General features: G+C 53.3%; 9 protein-coding genes. 7 read left to right on the top strand and 2 right to left on the bottom strand.

Translation table 11 applies throughout. From position 1 onward, the window contains the following. Positions 1 to 389 (bottom strand): transposase (locus AC3FKG_RS29570; protein WP_488743530.1); only part of this gene is annotated, 389 nt, incomplete at its 3' end. A gap of 386 nt (positions 390 to 775) precedes the next feature. On the opposite strand from AC3FKG_RS29570, the gene AC3FKG_RS29565 reads away from it, so the two are divergent. Both AC3FKG_RS29565 and AC3FKG_RS29560 read left to right on the top strand, forming a co-directional pair. After that, positions 776 to 1,069, top strand: a complete 294-nt coding sequence (locus AC3FKG_RS29565; protein WP_488744847.1) for a P-loop NTPase family protein — start codon at positions 776 to 778, stop codon at positions 1,067 to 1,069. Positions 1,070 to 1,078: 9 nt separating this feature from the next. Further along, positions 1,079 to 1,615, top strand: coding sequence for a dihydrofolate reductase family protein (locus AC3FKG_RS29560; protein WP_488744846.1), 537 nt, complete (start codon positions 1,079 to 1,081; stop codon positions 1,613 to 1,615). A 159-nt stretch (positions 1,616 to 1,774) separates the two neighbouring features. Here the strand turns inward: AC3FKG_RS29560 and AC3FKG_RS29555 are convergent, their stop codons facing one another. Continuing rightward, the gene (locus AC3FKG_RS29555; protein WP_488744845.1) at positions 1,775 to 2,563 is read right to left on the bottom strand and encodes a hypothetical protein; all 789 of its coding nucleotides are present in this window, start codon (positions 2,561 to 2,563) and stop codon (positions 1,775 to 1,777) included. A 421-nt stretch (positions 2,564 to 2,984) separates the two neighbouring features. Here AC3FKG_RS29555 and AC3FKG_RS29550 point away from each other — a divergent pair, with 421 nt between their 5' ends. The 5 genes from AC3FKG_RS29550 to AC3FKG_RS29530 are packed head-to-tail and all read left to right on the top strand — an operon-like array spanning position 2,985 to position 7,308. After that, positions 2,985 to 3,368, top strand: coding sequence for a hypothetical protein (locus tag AC3FKG_RS29550; protein WP_488744844.1), 384 nt, complete (start codon positions 2,985 to 2,987; stop codon positions 3,366 to 3,368). Beyond that, entirely contained in the window at positions 3,369 to 4,253 is an 885-nt protein-coding gene (locus AC3FKG_RS29545) for a nucleoside-diphosphate kinase (RefSeq protein WP_488744843.1), read from the top strand. It abuts the gene before it with no gap. Next, positions 4,250 to 5,317, top strand: a complete 1,068-nt coding sequence (locus tag AC3FKG_RS29540; protein WP_488744842.1) for a nucleotidyltransferase family protein — start codon at positions 4,250 to 4,252, stop codon at positions 5,315 to 5,317. The genes AC3FKG_RS29545 and AC3FKG_RS29540 overlap by 4 nt, the downstream gene beginning before the upstream one ends. A gap of 21 nt (positions 5,318 to 5,338) precedes the next feature. After that, a complete protein-coding gene (locus AC3FKG_RS29535; RefSeq protein ID WP_488744841.1) occupies positions 5,339 to 6,601 on the top strand; it encodes a class-III pyridoxal-phosphate-dependent aminotransferase in 1,263 nt (420 codons plus the stop codon). Beyond that, positions 6,598 to 7,308: an amino acid kinase family protein gene (locus AC3FKG_RS29530; RefSeq protein ID WP_488744840.1), complete on the top strand. Its 711-nt coding sequence runs from the start codon at positions 6,598 to 6,600 to the stop codon at positions 7,306 to 7,308. Before AC3FKG_RS29535 ends, AC3FKG_RS29530 begins: the two co-directional genes overlap by 4 nt. Positions 7,309 to 7,838 lie beyond the last annotated feature (530 nt).

Here is a 7,838-nt window from a genome sequence, read left to right as displayed (position 1 = left end):
CGGCACAACACAACGAAACGACGGCAGACATTGCGAATGCCTGTGCTGTTATCCCTGCGGAAGTCTGCAATCGTCTTGAAGTCCGGCGCCAGTCGACCGGTCAGCCACATCAGCTCTATATTGCGTTGGCATTCGCGCTCCAGACGGCGGCTGGACTGGACCCGGTTGAGGTAGCCATAGATGTATATCTTCAGCAGGACGGCAGGATGATATGAGGGGCGACCTGTAGTTGAGGGATTGGCACCTTCGAACCCGAGCGACTCGAGATCCAACTCTTCAACAAACGCGTCGATGATCCTGGCGGGGTTATCCTCGGCGATGAAATCATCGAGGCATTCTGGAAGCAGCGTAGCCTGCTTGCGGTCTTCTCCCTCTATGAATCGCTTCATCCGATCCCCCAGTCTGAATGCGTTGACTCAGTCTAGGCGATCGGGACGTTTTCACACAGCCTCGGTCGCTAAGCGACTAATGAGGGAATTCTGTTCGCTCCTGCGTTGACTGATAGACTCTGGCGGTCTATTCGCACTCCCATCGCTCGCCATGCACATCCTGATCACGGGCGCCGCAGGTTCCGGTACTTCGACTCTGGCGCAGGCAGTTGGCTTCGCAACCCATGCGCGCGTTCTGGAATCGGACGATTTCTTTTGGCGTCCGACCGACTCTCCCTATCAAGAGAAATTTGGTGCCGAGGAGCGAGCGGCTGCTTTGTTGACCGCCTTGCGCGCCAGCGGCGAGGCTGTAGTGGCGGGGAGCTGTGATCGGTTGGGGGCACGACTTGGAACATGCTTTCGACCCGGTCGTAATTCTCTACCTTCCTACCGATATCCGCCTGGCCCGGCTTAGGCGGCGAGAGGAGTTGCGATTCGGCAAGGCCGATCCCGAATTTCTGGACTGGGCAGCACAGTATGACGCAGGGACAGCCGAAGGCCGGACTCTCGCGCGCCATCGGGAATGGCTCAGTCACGTCACCTGTCCTGTTCTATGTCTGGAACGCGATGAATCGGTGGACGAAAGGCTGAAACAGGTTCTTCTGGCACGCGACGCCATCATTTTCGCCAAGCACTCGTAGGCACTAACAATGATTACAGGACACGTCTTTATTGCCACTAGCCTCGACGGCTTTATCGCCCGGCCCGACGGCGACATCGGCTGGCTTCTGGAGCGGGATGACCCCGCCGAAGACCATGGCTATCCGGCCTTTATCGCCGACAAGGACGCGATCGTCATGGGCCGAGGCTGCTATGAAAAGGTCCTCACCATGGGCGAATGGGTTTACGACAAGCCCGTGCTTGTGCTGTCCCGAAAACTGGCAGGCACGCCAGTGCCAGAGGAGCTCCAGGGAAAGGTGCGTTTCTCGGATCTCATGCCCACGGACACGATGGCGCAACTGGAGGCCACGGGAGTGCGTCGCGTGTACGTCGATGGCGGTCAGTTGGTCCAGTCATTCCTGCGCGACGGATTGATCGCCGACCTGGTCGTCACAACCGTGCCAGTCTTGATCGGGACCGGCAGACCTTTGTTCGGCGGCTTGCTGCGCGACGTGAGTCTGGCGCTCGAGTCGAGCCGGCACTTTCCATCAGGCCTGGTGCAGTCGACCTATCGCGTGCTGCGCTGATTTGGGTCCCCTGCAGTTAAGGGCCTGAGCTAATCTCAAGACGGCGGGGTGCTCCCGGCCATAAGCTGACATCCAAAGGCTATTACCGGCCTGAGCATAAGTGCCGCCATACAGCGCAAGCACTTATGCACGTCGGTGATTGGATTGCAGGGCTCTTTGTCACATTGTGACCGGCGGCACTAGTCCCAGTTGCTTCTCTTCGTACGCCTGGATGGTGGCCTGAACCGATGCTGGGATCTCCAGATTCATTTTGATCTCCTGATTGTTAGCGAGCGCTGTGCTGATGAAGTCGTGCAGGAGTGCCGCTTCCTCTGGCGTTATCAGCTTGAGAACATGGAAAACAAAGTGGATCTCTAGATTCGCTGTTTTCGTATCTACAACTACGCCAAGTACCTTCTTTTCGCGTGACTGTACGTGGCCCACGACCTCGAAATGCGCGTTCGTTGAGGTAAATTTGTAGTAGTAATCAAGCAACTGCTTCCGTATCTCTTCAAGTGCAGACGAAGATTTGTCGTCGCCTTTCTCACGAGCCGCTTTGAGAGACTCCTCGAACTGAGCGTTGATCTTCTCGATCTTCTCAAAATTTGCGTCTCTCGCAGTTAGGGCCGTGGTGTATCCCTGTTCGCCCCACGCAGAGGTAACGACCGGCAACGCTTCCAGAATCACGTACCCTTTATCTGCCTCGAAGATGGATGGCGGGGATGTATAACCATCATTCGCGCCGGCGTATATCGATAGATGCGCACCGTCACGTGTTTGCTCAACCCCGATTTCGATTGAAAACTTTGACTCGCCCGCGGTAAGCGTGTACTTCGCCATGATTGCCTCCGAATTAATTACCCCCAATCGGGGGATAGCGGACTCGATGGAATTGAAATCTTCGGGGCGTGCATGCCCCCTTTGCTTTCTGAATGAGCCGAAAGCGGTAAGAAGGATAGGCGTGGTCAAGCCACTTTCCGCCAAGGCCTATGTGTGGAACCACACAAAGGGAAAAATGGAAAGAGGTGGTCATTCATTCCTTGCGGATCCAAGGACTGCTTCTCGGCCCGCTACGATCTCCTGCTGCATGACCGTTGCACGGGTGCCAACCTGGCTGACCACGCAGATACCCTACATGTGCAGGCCGGTCAGATCGCACGCCCAAAACTCGCTGTCAATGGCAAGGCTATCTGCTCGATTGGTGAAATGGCACCAAACAATTTGCACGGCCGCCCCGATTTGAACCATTTCACGCCGCACCACCTGTCATAGCGCGTAGTCTGCGGGACTGCATCATTTGACCTGAACGGGTTAATACTTCTGATCAGTACGATCTGCCAAGATTTGGACTATCGTATGTCTTCGAGCCTATGAAATCGAGGAGGACATCATGACGAACCGTCTCGCGTCCGCGCATGTCAACCTGAGCGCCGCTGAAGTCGCTTCAGCCGTGGCGAACGCTACACCAGGTGTTTCGTCCGTGGTTTCGCTTCCGGCATCGTCTGTCGCCGCACTTCCCGCTTCGGCTCTTGCAAACCTGCCGGCTTCGGTTCTTGCAAATATGGTGGCATCACTGGCCGCACATTTGCCAGCCTCGCATCAAGTGACTATTTCCGCATCCAGCATCGCTTCTATGAGTGCATCGAGCATCGCTATGCTTGCGGCTAGCCTTCCGGTGAAGCTCTCCGGCTCTGCGTCTGCAGTGGCATCAATGCTTTCCAGCCTCACGGGGTCCGCCGCACTAGACATCGTCGGTACCAAACCGGTGAAGTAATTGCCAATTTCGATAGAAGCAGGTATTGCCGCTTCCCACAGCGAAGGCGCATTTTTTATTCTGTCTCCAGACGCTGTCCTTTCAGGACGGGCTGGACCGATCTTGAAAGAATTCGCATCTTTCGACTTGAGAGTATCCAGTTTTCGATGGCACCATCTTTCCCCAGGTGATGTTGAAAAGCTCTACGCGAAGAACCGCGCCGCAAGGCCTCGTTGCCATTTCGACTGTCTTGTGGAGAAGATGTTCGCCCAAGGAGAGTCATTTTGTGGATGGCTAGAGCCAGGTTACAGTGCGGGCGCATCCTCCATATTCCCCACACTACACCGATTGAAGGGCACATCAGATCCGTGCAAGTGCTCGCCCTTAGAGTTTCGCCGAAGATTCGGAGCCACAAACAAGGTAATGAACCTAATTCACACAAGTGATGATCGTGTGGAGGCGCTTCGAGAGTGTAGTGCGCTGTTTGGGATTACCAAACTCGAGCAGTCTCCACCGCAATTTGACACTTTTTTGAACTGTGTGCAACAACGCTCTAAAGGTTTGCCGATATCGGCGATTGAGGTTTCTCTTTTTATAAAAGAGCGACTTGCTGAACGGTTTACGCATCAAGCACACGCGCTTAAACCATGGATTAACGAGGAGCGATGTCTCTTGGACAAACAGCCTGACCGTGTATTGGCAGCGCATCAGTTGGAATACATACATTCTCGCCAGATCGAGGCACTTGTGACGCTGTCGCCATCTGCAACTCTGTTTAGGGAACTGTCTGAAGTTGGCTTACAAAGGAAATCCGCTAACGATCTTCTTGCGCAGTTGAAATGCATAGGTCTCACGGTCGAAGATTGGGAGGTGCTTATACTGCAATGCGGAGGTTCGCCTCTGTGAATTCAGCCCATTTCATCGCAAGCCCCGAGTCACGGCTCTTGCTGGCAGCGCTCAGCACCGCCTTACGACTACCACGTAAGGAGGAGTTGCCCGTAGAGCTTCCATTTGCTCGAGTGATAGAGCTTGGTGTGGTATCCGGTCTTCTTCCTTGGATACTTGAGGTAGTAAACAATCAAATTGAAGAGGCGTCTTTGGCTGCCCAGCAGTACCGTGTACTGTCCGATACGGTACTCGGCGTGCAGAAGATTTCTGCGCGTCAGGTTGCGGAAAGACTTCGAGATGGTGGAATACCTGCACCGCTTTTCAAAGGCATCGCGTATGCCACAAGCCCCCATGGCTGCGGTGCAATCTTTAACGATATCGACATTCTTGTACCACGTAAATTTCTAAACGAAGCCAAAATCTATTTGGCGGAGCTAGGCTACTCACAGAATATAGTAAGCCACGGCGGTGCAGTTCAGTTGATGGCAGACGAAGCTATCCGATCATTTGAATCTTCGCATTACGAGTTGTTTCCATTTACGAAAATCGTTCGAGTCTCAGAGATCGACTACCTCGCTCCGTCCATCAATGAGCTTGGATTGAGCCATCCATTTATTGTCGAAAATGGACAGGTCTACCTAGCAATTGAACTGGACGTCCACCACAATTTGTCGCATGGAATAGACCCCGACGCGGTGCTGACATGTATTTCAAACATCGTGCTTGATGGGAGCCACCAACTCCAATTGGACTGGGAAACGCATGTTTGGTTTGTAGCAGCCAGAGTCTACCATGAGATCATGATACTCAACGCAAAAAAATTGCGGCCTTTGGTAGATATCGGGAGAGTGATTGGGTTCGCCAAGTTGGACTGGGGCCGCGTGTTGGATGTTTCTAAAACCTATGCCTTAGCACCTTCGCTTTACTATCCATTATGTTGGTTATCTGAGCAACTCCCAGGAGCGATACCGGCGGATATCCTTGAAACTCTAGATAACGATAGAGCAGCAAGAGGCCTGCACGACTTCGGTGACTTTATTCCAAAGATGCTCGGACAGAAGGTTCTGATAAGACCGGCGTAGATTCGCGGGAGGATCTTATTGATGGCCGCTTGCGCATACTCACCCGATGGACTCACAATATCGCATGCTGAAGGTCTATGGCTAACTTCGGATGATGGAAGGAAGTATTTAGACGCATGCGCCGGCACATTCAATATCGGATTGGGCTACGGACACAAGGCAGTAACCCATGCCATAAAGAAAACCATCGATACTGGACTACTGCACGGCTCTTCCTCTATCACTTCTGGGTCTATAGTCGAGGCCGAAACAATGCTCGCAGCTATTGCCCCTGCGGGCCTTGACCGAGTACATCTAAAAGGATGCACTGGTGGAAGCACCGCTATCGAACAGGCGCTTCGACATGCGTGGGCTTCCACAGAGCGAACTCGCGTTGTCAGCTTTCGTGGTGGCCATCATGGACAATCAATAGTTTCTTCCTTGGTTTCCGGCATGGATTTCAGGAAGCAGCGTTTGCGCCATGTAGTTATTCCGATAACAAATGTTCCTGCCCCCGACTGCTACCGCTGCCCGTATGGAAAAAGCGAAGATAATTGCGATGTCGACTGTGCAGATGAAGTCATTCGGAAAGCAATCATTCGCAATGATAAAGCTGCTGCGTTTCTCGCGGAGCCAGTTCTTGGCGCCGGGGGTGGCATCGTTCCTCCGCGAAAATTTTGGCATAAGGTTGCGGAAGGTCTGGAGAAATTCCAAGTACCGCTTATCTTCGATGAGGTTCAAACCTTCGGAAGGCTCAATGGTTTCTTTGCAGCAGACTACTATGGAATTCGACCGACAATGATTGCACTGGCGAAATCGATATCGGGTATTGGACTGCCAGGAGCAGGAGCGTTGCTGCTTCCGAAAGAACTATGCTTGCTCGATCAAGGCGAACGCTCCCTTACTTGGGGAGGCTCTACTATTGTCGCGGCCGCTGTGGCCGCAACTCTCAATGTAATGGGCGGCTCGGGATTTTTCGCGTCGGTGCAACACGCGGGAGAGGTGCTGCATGACGAGCTGCTCAAGCTGATGTCCGGTAGCCACTTCATTGGCTGTGTCAGGAGCGCTGGCCTCATGTCCGGCGTAGAACTGGTACGCTCTAGGGAATCCCGCGAGCCATATCCAGAACTCGCCCAAGCAGTGATTCACGAATGCAAGACGGAGGGGCTTCTGGTGCGGCAGAGTGAATATGGACGAGGTGCTTTCGTTAAGATTCGACCAGCACTAACAGCTACTGACAGTGACGTGCGGGAAATTGTTCGACGCCTCGCCTCTGCATTGCATCGTTGTGAGGGAATGCTATGACGCTCATACCTGGCTATACGGAGTACGGTTTTGACGCAGTTATAAAATTTGGTGGCAGTCTGCTGATCGATGAAAGCAAGACATCGGCGTCGATTCGGTCTATTGAGCACACATTGGAGTACGGAAAATCAGTTTTGGTCATTCCTGGGGGAGGTCCAACTGACAAGACGATTGAGGCAATTGACAGAAGGAAATCGCTTCAACCCTACACGCACCATCGCGCGTGCGCTCGAGCGCAGGATCAGACCGGACTGGTAATATGCGACGCAGCATATTCATCAAAGCTCGTTCCATGCGAGACGTTACATGACGCGCGCCAAGCTCAGCGTCAGGGTGCGATACCGGTGCTCCTCCCGTCGAAGTTGATATTCACAGTAGACCCATTTGAGATGAGTTGGGACATTACCTCGGATGGAATGGCTGTATGGCTAGCATGGTTAGTTGGCGCACCAATTACGGCTGTTTTAACTGATGTTGACGGAATTTTTGTTCCCGGGAGTAATTTTGAAACGGCTGAGCCCATAAGCTCGATTGATGCGGATTCTCTTTTGACTTGGGGACACACCTGCGTCGACAAGTGCGTTCCGGCCTTCTTGAGCGTTAGAGGCGGCCGTGCATGGGTTGGGCACGGGGCATATGGAGAAAGGTTGGCTCGAGCCCTGCATGGAGATCCGACGATCGGGACATACATTGACGGCCAACGCTAGGTAGCGGCTTTTTAGATAGTCGTTTAGAGATTCACGAGTTTGTATGGCGACGAGCGACGCGGCATATCGCTGTTGCATCTTGGAACCGAATGTTGACATTTGCTGTCTCCGATGGCTATTTATGGGCTTAGCTTCTACCAGGGGCCAACGTCGTCTTCCTGGTGCCAAAGGAGCCGTTCGTCTCGCAGCAGTCGGATGTCTCAGATGGGTCGAGGCCGTGTGGAAACGTCTCTCGAATCGACCAATGCGTGCTCCCTCTGGGGCGTAGCCTGCCTTATCGAATTTTCGGCTAATTCTGTCGTGGGATGACGTCGAAACGGGCGAATAGTGCTAATGGGAGCCCTGAGGGCGATCTTCAGCCCATTTTTTTGGGCGTAAATGGGTGCTTACGCACCCACCAGGCGCATCGCCTTCATTGTTTTCGAGAATCCGAGAATTCCGAGCACACGCTTGAGGTTGTACGCCATAACATGCAGGCTCATTTCAGTACCTACATTGGGTAGCGTGCGCGTCAAGAAGTGCGTGTAGCC

The organism is Cupriavidus sp. 22TCCZM04-2, from assembly GCF_057798895.1.
Note: the sequence above shows the minus strand (reverse complement) of the source record. Positions and strands in the feature narration are given on the sequence as shown.